The sequence below is a fragment of the Streptomyces caeni genome (genome assembly GCF_042678285.1).
Taxonomy (GTDB): domain Bacteria; phylum Actinomycetota; class Actinomycetes; order Streptomycetales; family Streptomycetaceae; genus Streptomyces; species Streptomyces caeni.
This window is the reverse complement of the sequence record NZ_JBHUDX010000031.1, coordinates 32,513-53,585: the sequence shown is the minus strand read 5'-3', so window position 1 is coordinate 53,585 and position 21,073 is coordinate 32,513. Positions and strand designations below refer to the sequence as shown.

14 protein-coding genes and 2 pseudogenes are annotated in these 21,073 nt (G+C 73.5%); 4 read left to right on the top strand and 12 right to left on the bottom strand.

Annotated elements, in window-relative coordinates; genetic code table 11:
- Positions 1-43 precede the first annotated feature (43 nt).
- Both ACFSL4_RS13880 and ACFSL4_RS13875 read left to right on the top strand, forming a co-directional pair.
- A complete protein-coding gene (locus ACFSL4_RS13880; protein ID WP_381082236.1) occupies positions 44-430 on the top strand; it encodes an STAS domain-containing protein in 387 nt (128 codons plus the stop codon).
- 205 nt (positions 431-635) lie between these two features.
- Complete coding sequence (locus ACFSL4_RS13875; protein ID WP_381082234.1) at positions 636-1,775, top strand: site-2 protease family protein; 1,140 nt, start codon at positions 636-638, stop codon at positions 1,773-1,775.
- 963 nt (positions 1,776-2,738) lie between these two features.
- On the opposite strand, the gene ACFSL4_RS13870 is transcribed toward ACFSL4_RS13875, so the two are convergent.
- From ACFSL4_RS13870 to ACFSL4_RS13860, 3 genes are read right to left on the bottom strand one after another with little or no spacing between them, the layout of a single operon-like run.
- Positions 2,739-3,251, bottom strand: coding sequence for a flavodoxin domain-containing protein (locus ACFSL4_RS13870; RefSeq protein ID WP_381082232.1), 513 nt, complete (start codon positions 3,249-3,251; stop codon positions 2,739-2,741).
- A gap of 17 nt (positions 3,252-3,268) precedes the next feature.
- Positions 3,269-4,000, bottom strand: a complete 732-nt coding sequence (locus ACFSL4_RS13865) for a CBS domain-containing protein (protein ID WP_381082230.1) — start codon at positions 3,998-4,000, stop codon at positions 3,269-3,271.
- Between the two features lie 13 nt (positions 4,001-4,013).
- Positions 4,014-6,707, bottom strand: coding sequence for a bifunctional acetate--CoA ligase family protein/GNAT family N-acetyltransferase (locus ACFSL4_RS13860; protein ID WP_381082228.1), 2,694 nt, complete (start codon positions 6,705-6,707; stop codon positions 4,014-4,016).
- A 288-nt stretch (positions 6,708-6,995) separates the two neighbouring features.
- Between ACFSL4_RS13860 and ACFSL4_RS13855 the strand changes: the two genes are divergently transcribed.
- The gene (locus ACFSL4_RS13855; protein WP_381082226.1) at positions 6,996-8,948 is read left to right on the top strand and encodes a PAS domain S-box protein; all 1,953 of its coding nucleotides are present in this window, start codon (positions 6,996-6,998) and stop codon (positions 8,946-8,948) included.
- A 57-nt stretch (positions 8,949-9,005) separates the two neighbouring features.
- Here the strand turns inward: ACFSL4_RS13855 and ACFSL4_RS13850 are convergent, their stop codons facing one another.
- From ACFSL4_RS13850 to ACFSL4_RS13830, 5 genes are all read right to left on the bottom strand, one after another.
- The gene (locus ACFSL4_RS13850; RefSeq protein ID WP_381082224.1) at positions 9,006-11,387 is read right to left on the bottom strand and encodes a phosphoketolase family protein; all 2,382 of its coding nucleotides are present in this window, start codon (positions 11,385-11,387) and stop codon (positions 9,006-9,008) included.
- An 82-nt stretch (positions 11,388-11,469) separates the two neighbouring features.
- On the bottom strand, positions 11,470-12,342 hold the full coding sequence (locus tag ACFSL4_RS13845) for a universal stress protein (RefSeq protein ID WP_381082222.1): 873 nt from the start codon (positions 12,340-12,342) through the stop codon (positions 11,470-11,472).
- Between the two features lie 5 nt (positions 12,343-12,347).
- A complete protein-coding gene (locus ACFSL4_RS13840) occupies positions 12,348-13,370 on the bottom strand; it encodes a zinc-dependent alcohol dehydrogenase (RefSeq protein WP_381082220.1) in 1,023 nt (340 codons plus the stop codon).
- 21 nt (positions 13,371-13,391) lie between these two features.
- On the bottom strand, positions 13,392-14,297 hold the full coding sequence (locus ACFSL4_RS13835) for a universal stress protein (protein ID WP_381082218.1): 906 nt from the start codon (positions 14,295-14,297) through the stop codon (positions 13,392-13,394).
- A gap of 187 nt (positions 14,298-14,484) precedes the next feature.
- The gene (locus tag ACFSL4_RS13830) at positions 14,485-15,114 is read right to left on the bottom strand and encodes a hypothetical protein (protein ID WP_381082216.1); all 630 of its coding nucleotides are present in this window, start codon (positions 15,112-15,114) and stop codon (positions 14,485-14,487) included.
- A gap of 513 nt (positions 15,115-15,627) precedes the next feature.
- Here ACFSL4_RS13830 and ACFSL4_RS13825 point away from each other — a divergent pair.
- Positions 15,628-17,277, top strand: a pseudogene (locus tag ACFSL4_RS13825) (SulP family inorganic anion transporter); the annotation flags it as partial.
- Positions 17,278-17,412: 135 nt separating this feature from the next.
- Here ACFSL4_RS13825 and ACFSL4_RS13820 read toward each other — a convergent pair.
- From ACFSL4_RS13820 to ACFSL4_RS13805, 4 genes and pseudogenes are all read right to left on the bottom strand, one after another.
- Positions 17,413-17,958, bottom strand: a pseudogene (locus ACFSL4_RS13820) (pyruvate formate lyase family protein); the annotation flags it as partial.
- A gap of 143 nt (positions 17,959-18,101) precedes the next feature.
- Positions 18,102-19,025 carry a carbamate kinase gene (locus ACFSL4_RS13815; protein ID WP_381082214.1) on the bottom strand — a complete coding sequence of 308 codons (924 nt, stop codon included), beginning with the start codon at positions 19,023-19,025 and terminating at the stop codon, positions 18,102-18,104.
- Positions 19,026-19,028: 3 nt separating this feature from the next.
- Positions 19,029-19,568 (bottom strand): Rossmann-fold NAD(P)-binding domain-containing protein, encoded by a 540-nt coding sequence (locus ACFSL4_RS13810; RefSeq protein ID WP_381082212.1) that lies wholly within the window; start codon positions 19,566-19,568, stop codon positions 19,029-19,031.
- A 33-nt stretch (positions 19,569-19,601) separates the two neighbouring features.
- Complete coding sequence (locus ACFSL4_RS13805; protein ID WP_381082284.1) at positions 19,602-21,062, bottom strand: APC family permease; 1,461 nt, start codon at positions 21,060-21,062, stop codon at positions 19,602-19,604.
- Positions 21,063-21,073: the final 11 nt, after the last annotated feature.

Genomic DNA, 21,073 nt, shown 5'->3' with positions numbered 1-21,073 from the left:
ACGGCCCTTCCGGGCGACCCGCCGTTCCCGCTTTCCTCACACCATGCCGGAAACCCTCCTGTCCCCGCCCAGCCGCACGGGCCGCGCCGTCCGCGCGACGGCCGTCGCGGAACTGCGCGGTGAGATCGACATCCTCACGGCGCCGCCGCTGAAGGCGCGCCTGGACGCCCTGACCGCCGGTCCGCACCCCGATGTGGTGCTCGACCTGCGGCCGGTGACTTTCATCGACTGCACCGGCCTCGGTCTGCTGTGCCGGGCCCGCAACCGGGTCATGGCGCGGGGCGGTCGGCTGCGGCTCGTCAGTGACAGCGCCTCCTTCCTGCGGCTCCTGCGCGGGACCGGTCTGGCCGGTGCGTTCGAGCTCTGCTCCGGGCTGCCCGGCGGCCTCGTCGCCAGGCCGCAGACGTGCCTCGCCGCCGTGGCGGGCTGATCCGCCGCCGGAGCCGCACCGCCGCAGGGCCCTTCGTCCCTCCCGAGAGCCGACCGGCCCACTGCGGGTGCACGGGCGCCGACGGACGATGAAGGTGCACGGAACTGACCTCCGCAGGAGAGCGTCAGGAAGAGGACGGCGCGCGTCCCGCCGGCCGCGGCGCACTGCGGCCGGCGGGCAGGACGCCGGGAAAGCGGGGCGTTCGGTGAAGGAGACGTTGTCCCTCGGGCGGATCGCCGGCATACGCGTCGGCCTGAACTGGAGTGTGCTGGTCATCGTCGCGCTGGTGGCCGTCGTCCTGGCCGACGGCCGGTTGCCCACGGTCCATCCCGGCCACTCGGCCTGGGTGTACTGGGCACTGGCGCTGCTGACGGCGGTGGTCTTCCTCGCCTCGCTGCTCGCCCACGAGCTCGCGCACGCCGTCGTCGCCCGCCGCAACGGCGTCGAGGTCGACGGCATCACTCTGTGGATGCTGGGCGGTGCCGCCCGCCTGCACACCGAGGCGCCGACACCCGGGGCGGAACTGCGCATCGCCGCAGTGGGGCCGCTGACCAGCGCCGTGGCGGGCGGGCTGTTCGCCGGCCTCGCCGTGTGGCTGGACGCCCTGCATGTTTCGGGGCTCCTGGTCGAGTCCGTCGCCTGGCTCGCCGCCATCAACATCGTGCTGGCCGTCTTCAACGCCCTGCCCGCCGCGCCGCTGGACGGCGGACGGCTGCTGCGCGCCTTCCTGTGGTACCGCACCGGCGACCGGCTGCGCGCGACCCGGGGCGCCTCGGCCGCGGGACGGGCCCTGGGCTGGTTCATGGTGGTCACAGGGTTCGCGGCCGTGCTCTTCGCCGGCAACCTCTCGGGGATGTGGGCCGCCCTGATCGGCTGGTTCCTCATCGTCACGGCGACCGCCGAGGCCCGCCAGGCGGAACTGCGAGGGGTCCTCAAAGGCGTCCCGGTCAGCCGTGTCATGACCCCCGACCCGGTCACCGTCCCCGAGACGATGACCGCCGGCCGGTTCCTGGGCCAGGCGCCCTTCGACCGCTACCGCCACTCCGCGTTCCCGGTCGTGACGCCCGACGGGGGCGTGGCGGGGCTGGTCACCCTCGGCATCGTCAACCAGGTGCCCGCGGAAGCCCGTTCGAGCACGACGATGGGCGACGTGATGCGCCCGCTGCCGGAGGTCGAGACGACCGCCCCCGGTGACATGGTGGTGGATCTGGTCCCCCGCCTCCAGGAGAGCAGGGAGCGCCGGGCCCTCGTCCTCGACGGAGGCCGCCTGGTCGGCATCGTGACGCTCGCCGACATCAGCCGCGTGGTGACGTGGCTGACCGCCGCCACGCGCCCGCGGAGCTGAGCACCGACGACTCCGGCCACGAGCCGCCGATCCCGCGGCCGGGGCCGTTCGGCCCCTGCGCGCGGCGGGTCGCGGACGCCAGGGTGGGGGCCGGGGAGGAACGGGGCCCTCCCCGGTAGCCGGGAAGGCGGATCGCCGTGAACCACGTGGTCGTTGCCTGTGTCGACCGGCCGGAGGGCGAAGGCGGGGCGGTGTCCGACCGGACCGCCGGGCTGCCCTTCGGGGTTGCCGACTGCTTGGCGGGGAGCGTGCACAAGGGCGATTTAGCCCGATCGTGTGATCGTCGGCTTCCTGGCCTGCGGCGTCCTGGGCCGTTCGGGCTTACGGTGGCGATCTGGGACGCCGGGCAGGGTGCCAGCGTGCGGGGCCCCGCTCCACCGGAGTGATGGTTCGGGGCCTCCCCGTCGCCTCTGGCTCTGCCCACATGGCCAGGTCGTGGGGGAACCGGCCTCCCGGGATCGGACCACGGACAGGATCCGTGTCGCTGCCCCGGGGCCGAGTACGCCGGAGACCTGGGGGTACCTCCCACGCCCTCCAGGCGGTGGGGGAGCGCCCAAGACCGTTCGGGGCGTGCGGCTGAGCGGACTCATTCCTGCTCAGTCCACAGGATCGGTACCGGAGGAGGACCGTGCCACCTGGGAGGACCACGAGGTGTAACTGCCGGCCGACGTGATGCGGCCGTGGCGTGAGAAGTACCCGCAGGTGCGGGTGCGGGTGCGCGAGGGCGTCCTCCTGTTCAGCCCGGCACAGGCGCTGGTCCACAACTCCGCCGCCGGCGCGCTGGTCGTGGCCGGGCGGCGGTCGGGCGGGGTGCCGGGGGCCGTCGTACGGGAGCTGCTGGAGAAGGCCGAGGCCCCGTCGCGGTGGTGCCGTCGTAGCGGGCCGCGCACCCGGGCGGGGCCCCGGTGCGGCGCACGGAATCCCGGTGCCCGCCGTGCGGGGCACCGGGATTCCGTGCGCTCGTCAGCCGGTCCCTTCCCTCCGGCTGACGAGTTCCCCGGCGATCCGCACCGCCCACTCGTGGATCCGGGGGAAGTCACGGAAGTCCCCGGCCATCCCGGAGTTCAGCATCATCCGGGCCACACGGCCCGTCGCGCCCTCTTCGAGGCACCCCCCGAAGGTCCTGTGCTCCCGGGTGTCCAGCCGCGCCATGGCCCGCCGCACCCCCGGCACGGGCGGGATGTCCCGCTCCGAGGCCGAGGAGTCGAGCGGCCCGCTGCTGAAGAACCACAGCGGGCGCCGCGCGAGGTCCCCGCGGTGGCGGTGGACGAACCGCCGGGCGTCCCGGTGCCAGCGCCCCTTGTACAGAGCGCCCCCGACCACCACCGCGCCGTACGGCGCCACGCTCGCCACGGAGGCGGCGGGCAGAGCCTCGGCGGTGATCCCGCCCCTGCGGAGGGCGTCGGCGACGGCCTCGGCTATCCGGGCCGTGGATCCGTTCGTCGTTCCGTAGGCGACCAGCACCGTGTCGGGCATGGCGGTCCGTCCCCCTCTCACAGCCTGCGCAGCCAGTCGTCGGCCACTCCGTGCAGGCGCGGTTCGTCGGGGTGCAGCCGGGAGTCGTCCAGCCGGTAGGTGAGCTGGTCGACCACGGCGACCACGCCGTCGATCTGCTTCGTCATGGAGACGGCGATCTCCGCGTCGCTCTTGCGCTCCATGTGCCCGGTGAGGGTGACCACACCCTCCGTCACGGAGACGTCGACGGCCCGCGGTGCCAGCCACAGCGTGCGCACCAGGACTTCCCCGGTCACCTCCTCGCGGATGTCCGCGTCCGGCCGCAGAAAGACCTGGAGCAGGTCGCGGCGGGTGACGATGCCGACGAGGCGGTCCTCCTCGTCCAGCACCGGCAGGCGCTCCACGCGTCGCTGCGCCATGGTCCGGGCGGCCTCGGCGATGGTCTCCTCGGCGTGCACGGTGACGGGGGGCTCGGTCATCAGCTGGCCGGCGGTGCGGGCCCCGGCCTTCGCGGCCTGCTTCCGGGCCCTGGGCGTCAGCCCGCGCAGGCGAAAGCCGCCCTTGGGCCCGTAGGGGTCGGGTGCCTCCGCCTGACGGGCCATGAGGTCGGTCTCGGAGATCACGCCGATGACCTTCTCGTCCTCGTCCACGACGGGCAGTCCGCTGATCCGGTTGTCGGCCAGCAGATGTGCAACCTCCTTGAACGGGGTGCCGTACCGGGCACGGACGACGTCCGTGGTCATCACGGAGCCGACCTTGTTGTGCTTCATCACTGTTCCCTCCTCAGCGGAGTCGGCGCAGATGGGGATCCTGGGGGCGGCGCGGCAGCAGGCGTACGCGTGCGTCGAGCACGGTCACCGCGCCCGGTGCCGCGAGAACGGGGTTGAAGTCGACCTCGGCGAGCTGCGGCAGATCGCTCGCCATGCGGGACAGGCGCAGCAGCAGCTGCTGAAGGTCCTCGAGTTCGACGGGCGCGGCGCCGTGGGCGCCGAACAGCAGCGGGGCGCAGCGCGGGCCCGTGATCAGGTCGTGGACGTCGTTGTCGGTCAGCGGGGCGAGCCGGGCCGCGTGGTCGGCGAGCACCTCGGTGGCGGTGCCGCCGAGTCCGAACAGCACGAGCGGGCCGAAGACCTCGTCCTGGACCACGCCGGCGAACAGCTCGGTGCCGCGTGCGGCGAGCGGCTGCACGACCACGCCGTCCATCAGGCCGGCGAACCGCGTCCTCAGGTCCTGGAAGGCGGCGCGCACCTGGGCGTCGCCCCGCAGGTCGAGATGGACCGCGCCCTGCTCGGTCTTGTGCACCAGGCCCGGCCAGTGGGCCTTCATGACGACCCGGCCGTCGGGGCCGCGCAGCCGCTCGGCCGCGCCGACGGCGTCGTCCTCGGTCTCGGCCCAGGCCCAGGGGAGCTGCGGTATGCCGTAGCAGGCCAGGAGGTCGGCGCAGGTGCGGGGGTCGAGCCAGCCGCCGTCGGGGTGTGCGGCGAGATAGGCGTCGGCGACCTCCAGGGCGCGCTCCGTCTCGATCCCCCGGAGGGCGGGGACGGTGCCGACGGGCCGGGCGAGCCAGGACGCGCGGCGGGCCGCGTGGGCCAACGCGCGCGCCGCCGCCTGGGGTTCGGCGTACGAGGGCAGGGTGCCGCCGCCCGTGACGGGCAGCAGCTTCACCGGCAGGTCCTGTTCGAGGCGTACCGCGACGAGCGTGCGGGCCCGGTGTGCGGGGCCGCCGGTGACGGCCCGGACCAGGACGTCCCCGGTCGCGGCGGCGACCGCCGTCGGAACGAGGGCCACCAGGACGGCGTCGATGCCCGGGTACCGCATCAGCCGGTCCACGCACGCCCTCAGCTGCTCCTCCGTGACGGCGGCGCCGGCGTCGACCGGGTTGCCCGCGCAGGCCCCGTCGGGCAGCAGGGCGAGCAGGTCGTCCTTCACCTCGGACGTGAACGGGGGCAGGTCGAGTCCCGCCTCGGCGCAGGCGTCGGCCGCCAGGACACCGGCGCCGCCCGCGTTGGTGACGATCGCCACGCGCGGGCCCGCCGGGAGCGGCTGGGAGCGCATCAGGGCCGCGGTCGCGAGGAGTTCGGCGATCGAGCGGGTGGCGGTGACCCCGGCCTGGGTGAACAGCGCCTGCCGGGTCACGGTGAGGGTCGCGGCCGCCGCGGTGTGCGACGCGGCGGCGCGGCGGCCCGCCTCGGTGCGGCCCGCGTCCACGGTCAGCAGGGGCATACGCCGGGTCACTCGGCGCGCGGTGCGGGAGAACGCCCGCGGGTTGCCGAAGGACTCCAGGTGCAGCAGGGCGAGATCGGTGCGCCCGTCGCTCTCCCACCACTGGAGCATGTCGTTGCCGCTGACGTCGTACTTGTCCCCGAGGGACACGAATGACGAGACTCCGATGCCGAGCCGGGACAGTCCGTCGAGCAGGGCGATGCCCACGCCGCCGGACTGCACGGCGACGCCCGCGGTCCCGGGGCGCGGGTGGCCGGCGGCGAACGTGGCGTCCAGCCGCAGCGCCGGGTCGGTGTTGGAGATGCCGAGGCAGTTGGGCCCCACCAGCCGCATGCCGTAGGTGCGGCACGCCGTCATCAGCGCCTCTGCCTGGGCGCTGTCGAGGCCGGCCGTGACGACGAGCAGTGCCCGCACGCCCGCCTTGCCGCACTCCTCGGCGGTGGCGGGGACCGCCGCGGCGGGCACGGCGACGACCACGAGGTCGGGGGTCTTGGGCAGGGCGCTGACGGAGGGGTGGCAGGGGACGCCGAGGACCGAGGAGACGCTGGGGTTCACGGCGAAGAGGCGGCGGGTGAAGCCGCCCGCGTGCAGGTGGTGCAGGATGGCCCGCCCCACCGATCCGGGCTTTCGTCCCGCGCCGACGACGGCGACCACCTCCGGCCTCAGCAGCGGCTCCAGGCTGGCCACGTCGGCGGCCCGGCCGCGCTCCTCCACGGCGGACAGATAGGCGTCGTTCTCGTCGAGTGCGAAGGTCCAGCGGACTTCGGGGCCCTCGAAACGGCGCACCATCCGCAGGCCCAGGTCGGTGAAGAGCCGCAGCACCTCGCGGTTCTCGCTGAGCGCGTCGGCCTGGAAGGTGGTGATGCCCGCCGCGCGGGCGGCCGCGATCAGATGCTCGACGAGCAGGGTGCCGACGCCGCGGTGGTGCAGCCCGTCGGCGACCGCGATGGAGATCTCGGCGCCGTCCGGCTCGCCGCCCGTGTCGTACTCGGCGAGGCCGATCACCCGGCCGTGGCGCTCGGCCAGCAGCGCGCCGTAGCCGGCGTGCGGGGGGTTGCACGCCCGTTCGGCGGCCAGGGCACCGGAGCGCCGGTTCACCGCGAAGAACCGCATCCGGAGGTTCTCCGGGGACATCTCCTCGTAGAACCGCTGCAACTGCTCGTGGTCGCCCGGCGCCACGGGGCGGATGCACACCGTGGTGCCGTCCGCGAGCAGGGCGTGGACCGTGGGGCGGTTGAGCACGTCGTGCGCCATCGCGGTTCTCCTCCCAACCTGTACATGTCGAGCATCCAGCGGACCGCGCACTGATCCCATGGGCTGTCCGGGGCGGGTGGGGGGCCGGTCGGCCCTAAAGCCGCCGGTCGTCCGGCATGCCCCGCCGCACACCGCCGAGCGGGCGGACGCGGACCCGGAGCGGTCACACGGGCGGCCTCCGGCGGACAGGTTCGACCGTTGTAGGCCACTAAGCGACATACGCCCGCGGAGCTGTTCGGTTTGCGCTGAGATGGCCGACTCATGGTGAGCCTGGGGACGGGTAGGGAAATGAGCGACTTGGCCGAAGCGTCCGTGTCCCGCCCCACCGACGTGGTGGGGCAGGAGACGTGCCGGTGCGGTGCGCACCACCGGGCGGGCGGCCCGGCGGCCGCCGAGGAGAGGTTCCGCGGGCTGCTGGAGGCCGCGCCGGACGCCATGGTGATCGTCGACGACACCGGGACCATCCGGCTCGTCAACGCCCAGACCGAGGCGCTCTTCGGCTACCACCGCGACGAGCTCCTCGGCCGGCCCGTCGAACTCCTCGTCCCCGGCCGCTTCCGCAGCCACCACACCGCGCACCGCGGCGCCTACGCCCACAACCGTCAGGTCCGCCCCATGGGCGCCGGGCTGGATCTGTACGGGCTGCGCAAGGACGGCACCGAGTTCCCCGTCGAGATCAGCCTCAGCCCCCTGGAGACCGCCGACGGCCTCCTGGTCTCCGCCGCCGTGCGCGACGTCAGCGAACGCAAGGCCGCCGAGGCGAGGATCAACGAGCTCGCCGCGCTGGTCGAGTCCTCGCAGGACGCCATCCTCGCCAAGACCCTCGACGGACGCATCACCTACTGGAACGCGGCCGCCCAGCGGTTGTACGGGTACACCGCGGCCGAGATCCTGGGACGGCACATGTCGGTGCTGGCGCCGCCGGAGCGGCAGGACGAGATCGTCACGCTGCTGGAGCGGCTGCGCCGGGGCGAGAAGGTCGAGCACTTCGAGACGCTGCGGGTCACCCGCTCCGGTGGTCTGCTCGACGTCGACGTCACCCTGTGGCCCACCCGTGCCCCGGACGGCGCGGTCCAGGGGGCGTGCGCGATCGTGCGCGACATCGGCGACCGCAAGCGCGCCGAGGCGGAGCTGACGGAGCTGTACGAGCAGCAGCGGCACATCGCCCTCACCCTGCAGCGCAGTCTCATGGGCACCCCGCCCGCCATCCCCGGCCTGCCCACCGCCAGCCGCTACCGGCCGGCGACCCAGGGCGCCGGCGTCGGCGGCGACTGGTTCGACCTGATTCCGCTCGGCGCGGGCCGGGTCGGGGTGCTGATCGGCGATGTGATGGGCCGCGGGCTGGAGGCCGCGGCCGTCATGGGCCAGCTCCGGTCCGCCGCGCACGCGCTGGCCAAGACCGGGCTGCAGCCCCGCCAGTTGATGCAGGCCCTGGACAGCGTCGTCGCCGACCTCGACGCCCCCGACCAGCTGGTCACCTGCTGCTACCTGGTGATCGCCGCGGACACGGGAGAGGTGACCATCTGCTCCGCCGGGCATCTGCCGGTCCTCGTCGCCGTCCCGGGTGAGGAGGCGCGCACACTGCCCGCCCCGGTGAACGCGCCCCTCGGTGTCGGGGGCGTGCTGCACGAGCAGTGCTGCACCACGATCCCGCGGGGCGCGACCCTCGTGCTCTACACGGACGGTCTGATCGAGACGCCGGGCACCGACATCGAGGACCAGCTCGCCCGGCTCGTCGCGACGCTGGGCAGGCTGGCCACCGCGGCCCCCGATCTGGAGGCCGCCGCCGACCACGTCCTGGCCGCCATGCTGCCCGACGCGGACGGCCACGACGACGTCACCCTCCTGCTGACGCGGTTGCCCGCGGCCCCGCTGGCCTCGGCCACCACGGACCTGCCCTCCGCGCCGGAGTCGGTGCCGACGGGTCGCGCCTTCCTCGACCGGACGCTCGCGACGTGGGGCTGCGCGAAGACGGCGGACGACGCGCGGCTGCTGCTCTCCGAGGTGCTCACCAACGCCGTGCGGCACGCCCAGGGCCCGATCGGGATGCATGTGTGCCGCACGGACACCGACCTCACCGTCGAGGTCAGCGACCGCAGCCCCCACCTGCCCCGGCCGCGCCTCGCGGCCGAGGACGACGAGTCCGGCCGCGGACTGTTCCTGGTGCGTGCCCTCGCGGCCGACTGGGGGGTGCGGCCCACCGACGACGGGAAGACGACGTGGTTCAGCCTCAAGCTGTAGCGGTTCCCCACGAACGGCCCCGGCCGGCCGGCGGGCCGGCGGTGCGGAGCGCGCCCGTCAGGCCCAGGTCCATTCCGCGACCTCGGGCATGTCCGTGCCGTGCTCGCGGATCCAGGCGTGGTGGCGGGTGCGGGCGTCGGCCATGTGCTGGCGTACGGCGGCGGCGCGGACCGCCAGTCCGGGCACGCGGTCGATGACGTCCATGACCAGGCGGTAGCGGTCCAGGTCGTTGCGCACCACCATGTCGAACGGCGTGGTCGTGGTGCCGGCCTCCTTGTAGCCGCGCACGTGCAGGTTCTTGTGGCCGGTGCGACGGTAGGCGAGGCGGTGGATCAGCCACGGGTAGCCGTGGTACGCGAAGATCACCGGCTTGTCGGTGGTGAAGAGGCCGTCGTACTCGAAGTCGGTCATGCCGTGCGGGTGCTCCTCCTTGGGCAGCAGCCGCGTCATGTCGACGACGTTGACCACCCGGACCGCGAGCTGCGGCAGGTGCCGGCGCAGCAGTTGCGCGGCGGCCAGCACCTCCTGCGTCGGCACGTCACCGGCGCAGGCGAGGACCACGTCCGGCTCGCCGCCGTTCTCGGTTCCGGCCCACTCCCAGATCCCGGCGCCGCGCGCGCAGTGCACACGGGCCTGGTCCATGGACAGCCAGTCGAAGCAGGGCTGCTTGCCCGCCACGATCACGTTGACGTAGTCCCGGCTGCGCAGGGCGTGGTCCGCCACGGACAGCAGCGTGTTGGCGTCCGGCGGCATATAGACGCGGACGACCTCGGGGCTCTTGTTGAGGACGTGGTCGACGAAGCCGGGGTCCTGGTGGGAGAAGCCGTTGTGGTCCTGGCGCCATACGTGCGAGGTGAGCAGGTAGTTGAGGGAGGCGATGGGGGCGCGCCAGGGCAGCCGCCGGGACGTCCTGAGCCACTTGATGTGCTGGTTGACCATCGAGTCGACGATGTGCACGAACGCCTCGTAGCAGGAGAACAGTCCGTGCCGGCCGGTCAGGAGGTAGCCCTCCAGCCAGCCCTGGCAGAGGTGTTCGGAGAGGATCTCCACCACCCGGCCGTGCCGGTCGAGGTGTTCGTCCACCGGCAGCCTCTCGGCCTGCCACGCCTTGCCGCTGGCGTCGAACACCGCCTGCAGCCGGTTCGAGGCGGTCTCGTCCGGGCCGACCAGGCGGAAGTCCCGCCGGTCGGCGGTGTCCTTCATGATCTGTTCGAGCAGGCCGCCGAGGATCCGGGTGGGTTCGTGGAGGGTGGCGCCCGGCTTGTCGACGGGCACCGCGAACGCGTCCAGGGACGGGATCGGCAGATCGCGGACGAGCAGCCCGCCGTTGGCGTACGGGGTGGCGCCCAGCCGCCGGTCGCCGTCGGGTACGCAGGCCAGCACGTCGGCGCTCGGGCGGCCGTCGGTGCCGAACAGCTCCTCGGGCCGGTACGACGTGAGCCATTCCTCCAACTGCCTCAGGTGCGCGGGGTTTTCACGCACGCCGGCCAGCGGGACCTGGTGGGCGCGCCAGGTGCCCTCGACCGGTTCGCCGTCGACCTCGGCCGGCCCGGTCCAGCCCTTGGGGGTGCGCAGCACGATCACCGGCCAGTGCGGCCGCTGTGTGACGCCCTCCTGGCGCGCCGTGCGCTGCATCAGGGCGATGCGGTCCAGCGCGTCGTCGAACGCCTCGGCCAGGGCGCGGTGCACCGTCATCGGGTCGTCGCCGGTGACATGGATCGGCTCGTGGCCGTACCCCCGCAGCAGCGCGTCGAGTTCGGGCTCCGGGAGACGGGACAGCACGGTCGGGTTGGCGATCTTGTAGCCGTTGAGGTGGAGGATCGGCAGCACCGCACCGTCGTGGACCGGGTCGAGGAACTTGTTGGAGTGCCAGGAGGCGGCCAGGGGACCGGTCTCCGCCTCGCCGTCCCCGATCACGCAGGCGACCAGCAGGTCGGGGTTGTCGAAGGCGGCTCCGTAGGCGTGGGCGAGCGAGTAACCGAGTTCGCCCCCCTCGTGGATCGAGCCGGGCACCTCGGGCGCGACATGGCTGGGTACGCCGCCGGGGAACGAGAACTGCCTGAACAGCTTCTCCATACCCGCCGCGTCCCGCGTCACGTCCGGATAGGTCTCGCCGTAGCTGCCCTCCAGCCAGGAGTTGGCGAGCACGGACGGACCGCCGTGGCCCGGTCCCCAGATGCACAGCGCGTCGAGGCCGCGCGCCTTGATGACGCGGTTGAGGTGGGTGTACACGAGGTTGAGCCCGGGCGAGGTCCCCCAGTGGCCCAGCAGCCGCGGCTTGATGTGCTCGGGCCTGAGGGGCTCGGTCAGCAGCGGGTTGGCCATCAGATAGATCTGGCCCGCCGACAGGTAGTTGGCTGCCCGCCAGTGGGCGTCCAGCGTGCGCAGTTCCTCGTCGCTCGGTGCGGTGCTGTGCCGGTGTTCGGGGGCCTTGGGCATCGGTGACTCCACTGGTCGTCGACGGTGGTCATCGGTGGCGGAGCGCGGCGGGCACGCCGCGCGGGAGATACAGGCGCCCCCGTCATTCTCGCTGAGGGACGACGGCAACGGGGCACGCCGCGTGGTGCAGCACTCCATGGGCGACCCGGCCCAGCTGGAGCCCGACGTGCCCGGGGCGGCGCCGTGCGCCCACGACCAGCAGGTCCGCGTCGGCGGAGGCGTCCAGCAAGATCGTGCGGGCCGGACCCTCGACCGTACGGCGGTGCAGGTCCACGTCCGGCGGGACGTCCCGCAGCGCCGCGTCCAGTGTCTGCACCGCCCGCTGTTCGTGCAGGCGGGCGGGTTCACCCGCAAGCTGCGGATGGTCGCTGGTCTCGTGGGCGGGGCACCGCCAGGCTCGTACGGCCTCCAGGGACGCGTGGCGCCTGTGCGCCTCCTCGGCGGCGAACCGTACGGCGGCCGAGTCCCCCGGGTGCTCGCCCACGCCGACCACGATGCGGCCCCGGGGCCCGGCCGGGGCCGGGCCGTCGTGGCCGCCGCGCACCACGATCACGGGGCAGTCCGCGTGGGCGGCGGCCGTGAGGCCGACGGAGCCGAGGAGCAGTTCGGCGACGGGGCCGCGGCCGCGGCTGCCCACCACCAGCGCGGCGGCCTGCCGTGCCTCCCTCAGCAGGGCGTACTCCGGTTCCTCGGCCAGGATTCCGGTGGAGACCTCGATGCCGGCCCGGCGCAGGCGCGCACGCCGCTCGGCGGTCCCGACGATGTCCTCGGCCTTCATCTGCTCCTCGGCCTCACCGGTGTGCCGGCCCGGAACGGCGCCCTCGTAGCGCTCCCACAGCGACGCGTACACCAGGCGCAGCGGCAGCCCGCGCAGGGCGGCCTCGTCGGCCGCCCAGTCGACCGCCCGCAGGCTCGGCTCGGAGCCGTCGACGCCCACGACCAGGGGGAGTCGCATCGTCGTCACCCTTCCGTTGCGAGGTCGAAGACGATGCGGGCCCTGACCCGGCCGCCGAGCACGTCCTCGATGGATTCGTTGACCGAAGCGAGCGGCCGGGTCTCGCGGATGACCCTGGTGCGCCCGGCCGCGTGCAGCTGGAACACCTCCGCCAGGTCCTGTCGGGTACCCACGATGGAGCCGATCACCGAGGTGCCGTTCAGGACGGTGTCGAAGATCGGGACCGGCATGGTGCCGTGGGCGGGAAGGGCGACCATGACGAGTTTGCCGCCACGGCGCAGCCCCGAGTTCAGCGCCGAGAAGGCGGCCTCGTTCACCGCCAGCGCGAGCGCGGCGTGCGCGCCGCCGTGACGCTTGAGGACCTCCCCGACATCTTCCTTGCGGGCGTCGATGACGAGGTCGGCGCCCAGCTCGGCGGCGAGTCGGAGCTTCTCGTCGGTGACGTCGATCGCCGCGACCCGCGCTCCGGCGATCCTCGCGTACTGCAGTGCCAGATGGCCGAGGCCGCCGACACCGGAGATCGCGACCAGCTGGGCGGGCCGGACACCGGCGACCTTGAGGGCCTTGTACGTGGTCACGCCGGCGCACGTCAGCGGCGCGGCGTCCAGCGCCGTGATGCCCTGCGGTACGGGCTGGGCGAAGTCGGCCCAGGCCAGCATCTTCTCGGCGTGGCCGCCGTCGCAGTCGTATCCGGTGTTGATCTGCTGCTCGCACAGGGTCTCCCACCCGGACAGGCAGTGCTCGCACCGCCCGCAGGCCCAGCCCAGCCACGGCACGGCCACGCGCTGTCCGACCGCCAGATGGGTGACGCCCTCGCCGAGCTCCTCGACGAGACCGACGCCCTCGTGGCCGGGCACGAACGGCGGACTCGGCCGCACCGGCCAGTCGCCGTGCGCCGCGTGGATGTCGGTGTGGCACAGCCCGGACGCCTCGACGCGGATGCGGACCTGGCCCGGGCCGGGTTCCGGGTCGGGGCGCTCCTCGATGACCAGGGGTTCACCGAGGGCCCGTACGACCGCTGCCTTCATGATGGTCCTCCTCGGATGCGGTCAGTCGTGCGGGACGACGGCGACGGGAACGACGGCGTGGTGCATCACCGCGTGGGTGACGGACCCGATGTGGGTGCCCAGCGGATTGCGGCGGAAGCGCCGGCCGACGACGACGAGCGACGCCTCGCGGGAGGCCTCCGCCAGGAGGTCTCCGGCACTGCCGAACCGGGACTCCTCGACCACCTCGACGGACGGGTACTTCTGCCGCCAGGGGCGCAGCACCTCGGTGAGGGCGGCGGCCTGCTGGCCGGAGAGCTCGTCGCGCAGGTCCACGCCGGCGGCAAGGCTGTAGGTGTAGTACGACGGCACGCTCCAGCCGTGCACGACGTGCACGGAGGTGGCGCGGCGGGCGGCCTCCTCGAAGGCGAAGGCGATCACCGTGTCGTCGGGGCTGTCGGTGTCGAGTCCGAGGACCACGGGCCGGAACGGCGCCGCGGCGGACGGGACGCCGGCGGGGTCCGTCTCGTGCTCGTCGGCCGCCTGTTCCCCGGCGCGGACCAGCACCACCGGCCGCATGGCGTGGGCCACGACGGCCAGGGAGACCGAGCCGACCATGAAGCCGCCGATCCCGCCCAGTCCGCGGGTGCCCAGGACGAGCAGTTCGGTGTCCTGCGTCAGCCCGGCCAGCACCTCGGCGGGGCCTCCGCTGACCTGCTCGGTGGTCACGTCGAGGCCGGGGTGGCGGCGGCGGAGTCCTCCGGCGGCGTCGCGGGGGATCCGCCCGGTCCAGTGCTCGTGCGTCTCGTCGCCCAGCAGCGGCGCCTCCGCCATGGCTCCGGGCACGGGCTCCCAGACGTGGACCAGCTTCAGCGGCAGGCCACGCAGGTTCGCCTCGCGGGCCGCCCACTCGGCCGCGGCCCGGCTCTCTGCCGAACCGTCGAGACCCACGGTGACGAAGCGGGGCATGATCTTTACCTCCTGGGTCGGGGATCCCGGGGGCCGGGTATCCGTTTTCTGCGTGCTCGTGCACGCGGCATCGTGCGGGGGACGGGGGCGGGCAGCAGAGCGCCCAGGGCATCCGCCCGGGGCCGGCCTGCTCCTGGAGCCGGCCGGCCCGGCGGACTGCCGGGCGGTTCCGCCGCCCCGGGGCGGGTCAGCGGAGCCAGCCGTGGTCACGGACGAACGGCAGCCGGGCCCACAGCCGGCCGAGGCCGAGGGTGTCGCCGGCGGAGACCGCGGCCAGCGTGATCAGGACGACCGCGTAGATCACGTGGTAGTCCGCGAACGGGTTGGCCGACATGCTCAGCGAACCGTCCGAGAGGTGCCGGGCGGGCGGCCACTCGGCGATCCACATGAGAGCCATCATCGCGGTCCCGGCGACGGCCGCAATCCGAAGCGCGAAGCCGCCGACCAGGGCGAGCCCGACACCGAGCAGTCCGGCCATGAACAGCCAGTCGGCCCAGGTGTCCCCGGCCCACGAGTGGAAGGTGGACTCCATCGGCCCGGCGGCCACACCGCTGAGGAATCCCTTGGTCGGCGAGCCGCCGTCGATCCACCCCTTGCCGGAGGGGGTGGCGTAGCCGAAGCCGAAGGTCTTGTCGAGGAACGCCCACAGGAAGACGAATCCGGTGAGCAGGCGCAGCGACGCGAAGGCGTAGGCCCGCGCGGTGTGCGCGTCGGTCCGAGCCGAGACGGCGGGCTCGGAGGCGGAGGCGGTCCGGTGCCTGCGGAACGACGGCAGGTGGAATCCCGCGCTCCCGTGAGGGTTCTCGTGCACAGCCATGATGGTGATCCCTTCGGGGATGGTCCGGTCGGTGCCTGACACCCTCACTGTGTCCGCGCGGCGCCCCGTCCCGCCGGGTGCCGAAGGTCCGCGAACTCCGGGCTGAACGGCCCCTTACCCGGGACCAGTTGGCGGCCCGGCCGGGCGCCGGCCAGCCCGACGGCGCAGGTGGTGGCGCACGGGGACCGACCGGCCCCTCGCCGGTCGGGGGTGATGCCGTGGATCCTTGGACCACCACGGGGAAGGAGGCCGATGCCGAAGAACTCGCAGAAGCGGGGCGTGGGGTGGCTGCGACGGCTGGCGCCAGGGGTCGCCGCCCCAGGGGGTGTTTCGAAAGTCCCGCACAGCACCCACGGCGCCCGGCACGCTCCCCCAAGCTCTTCGAGCAGGGGGCACCCCCACTCGCCGCACCGGCCGAAACCCCAAGTACGTCCAGTACGGGGGCTTTCGTCCGGCACGCCGAGAGCACGCACCGGACACCGCGGGCACCGCACAGGACTTCCGAAACACCCCCTAGTCGGCTACCGCCGCTCATGGCTGAGGGGGGACGTGCTGGCCGGTATCACGGTGGCCGCCTACCTCGTGCCGCAGGTCATGGCGTACGCGGGCGTGGCCGGTCTGCCCCCGGTCGCGGGGCTCTGGGCGATCCTGCCGGGTCTCGCCCTGTACGCGCTGCTCGGCTCGTCGCGTCTGCTGTCGGTCGGCCCGGAGTCCACGACCGCGCTGATGACGGCGACCGTGGTCGGCCCGCTGGCCGCGGGGGATCCCGGCCGGTACGCCACGCTGGCGGCCGCCCTCGCGGTCACCGTCGGGCTGTTGTGCCTGGGCGCGTGGGCGGTACGGCTCGGCTTCGTCGCGGACCTGCTCTCCCGTCCGGTCCTGATCGGCTACCTGGCCGGTGTGGCAGTGATCATGATCATCGATCAGCTGCCCAAGGTCACCGGCGTCGAGACGACCGGCTCCGAGTTCCTCCCTCAGCTCCGGTCCTTCGCGGGCCATCTGGGCGACATCCGTCCGGCGACGGTCGCCCTGTCCGCCGTGGCGCTCGCCTTCCTGCTCCTGACGGCGCGGTTCGTCCCCCGCGTTCCGGGCCCGCTGCTCGCCGTGGTCCTCGGTACGGTGGCCGTGGTGGCCCTCGGCCTCGACGACCGGTACGGCATCAAGGTGATCGGGCGCGTGCCGTCCGGGCTGCCCCGCCTGGCCGTTCCGGACCCGGCCGAGCTGCCGCGTCTGGTGCTCCCCGCCCTCGGCGTACTCCTCGTCGCCTACAGCGACTTCATCCTCACCGCCCGGGCGTTCGCCCGCCGGGACGACGACGGCCCCGGGCTCCGGGCCAACCAGGAGTTCCTCGCCCTGGGAGCGGCCAATCTCGGCGCGGGCGCCGTGCACGGCTTCCCGGTCAGCAGCAGTGCCAGCCGCACCGCGCTCGCCTCCTCAACAGGCGCCCGCAGTCAGGCGTACGCCCTCGTCGCGGGCGCGGCGGTGCTGGCCGTGCTGCTCTTCGTGAGCCCGCTGATGACCCGTACGCCCTCCGCCGTCCTGGGCGCGCTCGTCGTCTACGCCGCCCTCCGCCTGGTCGACCTCGCTGGCTTTCGGCGTCTGGCGTCGTTCCGCAGGAGGGAACTGCTGCTGGCCTTCGGCTGTCTGGCGGGCGTCCTTGCCCTGGGACTCCTCTATGGGGTGCTGGTGGCCGTCGGCCTGTCGGTGGCGGAGCTGCTGACGCGGGTGGCCCGCCCGCACGACGCCGTCGAGGGGATCGTGCCGGGGGTGGCCGGGATGCACGACATCGACGACTACCCGCAGGCCCGCACCGTCCCGGGTCTGCTGGTCTATCGGTACGACTCTCCGCTCTTCTTCGCCAACGCCGAGGACTTCCGCCGCCGGGCGCTGGCCGCGGTCGACGAGCAGCACGAGCCGGTCCGCTGGTTCCTGCTCAACATGGAGGCGAACGTGGAGGTCGACATCACCGCGCTCGACGCGGTCGACGAGGTGCGCCGCGAACTCGCCCGGCGCGGCGTCGTCTTCGCCCTCGCCCGCGTCAAGCAGGACCTCCTCGGCGACCTGCGTGCCTACGGACTCACGGACTCCGTCGGCGCGGACCGGATCTTTCCGACGCTGCCGACCGCCGTGGACGCGTACCGCGCCTGGTGCGGCGCCCGGTAGGCCGCACGCCGTGCGTCCCGGTCAGTGGGCCGGCACGCCGTGCGCCCGGAACCGCTTCAGGACGCGCTGAGTCGACCGGGGGTCCGGTACCGGTGTGTCCCGCAGCGGGAAGGGGAGCCCGAGCGCCTCGTACTTCTCGCGGGCCTGTTCGTACGGCAGCTTGGCCACCGAGAGCGCGGACACGGCCACGCCGTGCCGGTCCCGGCCGTTCGTCGGGTTCGCGCCGGGCGCGAAGGGCTGCCCGGCGCGGCGGCCGTCGGGGGTGTTGCCGGTGTGCCTGCCGTGGACGACGTTCGAGGTGATGGTCAGCACCGGCTGGGTGTGCTCGGCGTCGCGGTAGGCCGGATGCCGGCACACCTCGGCCATGAAGGACTCGACGAGCCCGGCGGCGAGGGCGTCCACGCGGTCGTCGGGCTCGTACTGGACGGCGCTGGTGCCGATGGAGACGCGGGCGCAGAACTCCTTGAAGCCGGCGGGCAGCCGGGGCGACCACAGGACCGTCAGGTTGGGTTCGGGGGCGGGGCCGAGGTTGTGGAGGGTCTGCAGGAAGCGGAAGGAGGTGCGGGTGACCGGCGGCCGGCCGTCGGTGCCGATACCGCCGATCGACTCGGTCACCCAGGCCGGGTCCCCGGAGAACAGCGCGTCGTACTCGGGGGTGCGCAGGAACCGCACGATCCGCATGGTCATCGACGGTCCTCTCGCCTGTCGCGCGCGGCCGCGCTCCCCTCGGATCCTGGTCGTTCGCGGTGGCCGCCGGGAGTGCCGGGCAGTTCCCGGGCGGGGCGGCCGTCCGGCCCCCTTCCCGTGGGCCCGCGGGCCGGGCGTCATCCGACGGGCAGATCGGGCCGCACGAGCGTGCCCGAGCGGCCGTGGACGATCTCGTACGCCGCGTCGAGGGAACCGATCGCGGCGAGGCCCCCGGTGCGTTCGACGAACCGCGCCACGGCCTCGGTCTTCGGTCCCATCGAGCCGGCCGGGAAGTGGCCGCGCCGCAGCTCGCTGGGAGTGGCGTCCAGGACGGGCCGCTGGCCGGGGGTGCCGTAGCGCTCGTAGACGTACGGGACGTCGGTGAGGACGAGCAGGAAGTCCGCCTTCAGGTCCTCGGCGAGCAGCGCCGCGGTGATGTCCTTGTCGACGACCGCCTCCACACCGGTCAGCGCGCCGGTGTCCAGATCGGCGGTGACGGGGACACCCCCGCCGCCGGCGCAGATGACCAGGGTGTGGTCCATGAGCAGGTCGTGGATGGTGTCGGTCTCCAGGATCCGCTCGGGTGCCGGCGAGGCGACGACGCGCCGCCATCCGGTGGTGTCCCGTGCGATGGACCAGCCGTGCTTGCGCGCGAGGGAGCGGGCGAGGTCCGCCGAGTACATCTGGCCGACGAACTTCGTGGGCCGGTCGAAGGCCGGATCGTCGGCCCTGACGAGGGTGTGGGTGACGAGCGCGGCGACCCGGCGCCCGGGCAGGGCGTTGTACAGGGCCCGGGCCAGCAGCGAGCCGATCATCCCCTCGGTCTGCGCCCCCAGCAGGTCCAGCGGGTAGGGGGCGCTGAGGGCGGGATCGGTCGATGTCTCGGCCGCGAGCAGACCGATCTGGGGCCCGTTGCCGTGGGTGATGACGATCTCGTGGTCACGGGCGAGGGCCGCGATGGCGGTGGACACCCGGTCGATGTTCGCCTGCTGCACGTCCGCGTCGGGGCGCTCGCCCCGGTGCAGCAGGGCGTTGCCTCCGAGGGCGACGACGATGCGCATGGTTCAGTCCTCCAGAGTGGCGACGAGCACGGCCTTGATGGTGTGCGGCCGGTTCTCCGCCTGGTCGAAGACGAGGGATGCGGGCGAGGAGAAGACCTCGTCGGTGACCTCGAACGCGTCCAGGCCGTGGGTCTCGAAGAGTTCCCGGCCGAGCCGGGTGCGGCGGTCGTGGAGGGACTGCAGGCAGTGCGCGAACCGCACGTCCGGGTCGCCGGTGGCCGCCGCCGTCTTGTCGTCGGCCTGGTACGGGAGCAGCAGCTCGATGCGCTCGCCCCAGATCTGGGCAGCTCCCCCGTGAAGGCCCGGACGTCGGTGTGCGGGAAGCCGTCGCCTCGTACCGCGGTCTCGGCGTCCTCGGTGAGGGTGATGCGGGCCCCGCCGGCGAGCGGGCGGGTCGTGACCAGGGCCGGGTCGGGCCACAGCGTCCTCGGGGCGGCGGTCCGCACGTCGATGCCGAGCAGGGCGGGAGAGTCCGGGCCCGGGGCGGTACGGGATCACCTGGCGCAGACGGCCGAATTCCGAGTCGACGTGGAAGGTGTTCATCTGTCGGCTTCCTCGGTGGTGGGGGGCGGGTGGTCAGTCCCGGTGGCCGAGGCCCTGCCTGCGCGGACCGCCGCTGCGGCTCCGCCGCGGCCGGAAAAGCGCCGGCGGGAGGGAGGGCGGAGTCTCCGGGGCTCGTGCGGCACGGTCGCCGGCCGCCGGCTCCACGGGCGCGGACCGCGCCGCCCCGCGGGCCTGGCCGCGCTTCAGCCACACATAGACCGGCAGCCCCAGCAGCAGCACGAACAGCCCGTAGTAGACGGTCTGGTAGCCGCTTCCCTGGATCGACCAGTAGGAGAACGCCATGGCCAGCGCGGCGACGGTGACGTCCCGGGCCAGGCGCCGCGGCGCGATGCCCTCCCGGCCGCGCACCAGCAGCCAGTGCAACTGTGCGGCCGCGGAGAACAGATACGGGATCACGGCCGTGAGCACGCTCAGCAGCACGATCTTGGTGAAGACGTCCTCGAAGCGGGTGTAGCTGAACACGGTGATCAGCGACGCGAGGAGGGTGGAGGAAACGATGCCGAAGACCGGAACGCCGCCTCGTCCGCGGAGCCGGGCGAAGGCCGCCGGGAAAAGCCCGTCACGGGCGGCCGCGTACGGCATCTCGGCGCTCAGCATGGTCCAGCCGTTGAGGGCGCCGATGCCGGAGACGACCGCGGCCACGGCGACGGCGTCGCCCGCCCAGCTCCCGCCGGCGATGCCGTTCGCCGCGTCCGTGAACGGCGCGGTCGAGGAAGCCAGTTCGCCGTGCGGGACCGTGCCGAAGACCGCCAGGGTGCCCAGCACGTAGATGACGGCGCAGACGAGCGTGCCGTAGACCGTGGCGCGCGGCACGTTCCGTCCGGGCTCGCGGACCCGCCCGGCGACCACGGACGCGGCCTCCAGGCCCAGGTAGCTGAACAGGGCGATGGCCGCGGCCGCCGAGACGGCGCCCGGCACGGACCGGCCGCTCGCGTTGAACGCCCCGAAGTTGGCGGGGTCGATGAACAGCAGCCCCACGGTGGCCATGAAGAGCAGCGGAACGAACTTCAGGACGGTGGTGATCACCTGGAAGGCGCCGCTGTTCCGTACCCCGGTGAGGTTGATCGCCGCGGGGATCCACAGCCCGGTCAGCGCGATCAGCACGGATGTCCAGGTGCGGTGACCGGTGTTGACGAAGACCTCCACGTAGCCGACCCAGGCCACCGCGATCGCGGCGTTCCCGGCCCACACCGTGATCCAGTACGACCAGGCGTTGAGGAATCCCGCGAACTCGCCGAACGCCTCGCGGGCATAGACGTAGGGCCCTCCGGACGCCGGAACGCGCCTCGACAGCGACCCGAAGGTCAGGGCCAGCGCGAGCGCTCCCAGCGTGACGGCACCGAAGGCCACGAGGGAGACCGGCCCGTAGGGTGCGAGGGCCGCGGGGAGCGCGAACACTCCCGTACCGATGATGCTGCCGATGACGAGCGCGCTCGCGGCGGGCAGGCCGAGCGCGGCCCCCTTGGCCGGCATCTCGCCGTCCT

Excerpts from the sequence above, each read along its gene's own strand:
- ACFSL4_RS13880 (WP_381082236.1), top strand. The coding sequence starts at position 44 with ATGCCGGAAACCCTCCTGTCCCCGCCCAGCCGCACGGGCCGCGCCGTC.
- ACFSL4_RS13870 (WP_381082232.1), bottom strand. The coding sequence starts at position 3,251 with ATGCCCGACACGGTGCTGGTCGCCTACGGAACGACGAACGGATCCACG.
- ACFSL4_RS13865 (WP_381082230.1), bottom strand. The coding sequence starts at position 4,000 with ATGAAGCACAACAAGGTCGGCTCCGTGATGACCACGGACGTCGTCCGT.
- ACFSL4_RS13860 (WP_381082228.1), bottom strand. The coding sequence starts at position 6,707 with ATGGCGCACGACGTGCTCAACCGCCCCACGGTCCACGCCCTGCTCGCG.
- ACFSL4_RS13855 (WP_381082226.1), top strand. The coding sequence starts at position 6,996 with ATGAGCGACTTGGCCGAAGCGTCCGTGTCCCGCCCCACCGACGTGGTG.
- ACFSL4_RS13850 (WP_381082224.1), bottom strand. The coding sequence starts at position 11,387 with ATGCCCAAGGCCCCCGAACACCGGCACAGCACCGCACCGAGCGACGAG.
- ACFSL4_RS13845 (WP_381082222.1), bottom strand. The coding sequence starts at position 12,342 with ATGCGACTCCCCCTGGTCGTGGGCGTCGACGGCTCCGAGCCGAGCCTG.
- ACFSL4_RS13840 (WP_381082220.1), bottom strand. The coding sequence starts at position 13,370 with ATGAAGGCAGCGGTCGTACGGGCCCTCGGTGAACCCCTGGTCATCGAG.
- ACFSL4_RS13835 (WP_381082218.1), bottom strand. The coding sequence starts at position 14,297 with ATGCCCCGCTTCGTCACCGTGGGTCTCGACGGTTCGGCAGAGAGCCGG.
- ACFSL4_RS13830 (WP_381082216.1), bottom strand. The coding sequence starts at position 15,114 with ATGGCTGTGCACGAGAACCCTCACGGGAGCGCGGGATTCCACCTGCCG.
- ACFSL4_RS13815 (WP_381082214.1), bottom strand. The coding sequence starts at position 19,025 with ATGCGCATCGTCGTCGCCCTCGGAGGCAACGCCCTGCTGCACCGGGGC.
- ACFSL4_RS13810 (WP_381082212.1), bottom strand. The coding sequence starts at position 19,568 with ATGAACACCTTCCACGTCGACTCGGAATTCGGCCGTCTGCGCCAGGTG.
- ACFSL4_RS13805 (WP_381082284.1), bottom strand. The coding sequence starts at position 21,062 with ATGCCGGCCAAGGGGGCCGCGCTCGGCCTGCCCGCCGCGAGCGCGCTC.